Here is a 223-nt window from a genome sequence, read left to right on the forward strand (position 1 = left end):
AAGGGCGCCGTTCATGTAGGCAATGAGCGCCTGTTTGACGATGACATAGACACGGGTTTGCTTCTCACGGGTTGCCTTCACTTTGTTCGCAAGCGGAGACAGGAATGCATAGGAGATGAAGATGCCCGCGAAAGTTCCGACGAGAGCGGATGCAATGAGACCGCCGAGGATCGCTGGGGACTGATCGATTGCCCCTAGAGCCTTAACGATGCCCAGTACCGCC

Annotated in this window: 1 protein-coding gene; it reads right to left on the reverse strand. The window is 56.1% G+C overall.

Annotated features, from left to right (window positions below):
* Window positions 1-223 (reverse strand): MotA/TolQ/ExbB proton channel family protein (locus tag E4K09_RS02610; protein WP_193557235.1); only part of this gene is annotated, 223 nt, incomplete at both ends.

This window comes from Microvirga pakistanensis, from assembly GCF_004458765.1.
GTDB lineage: Bacteria > Pseudomonadota > Alphaproteobacteria > Rhizobiales > Beijerinckiaceae > Microvirga > Microvirga pakistanensis.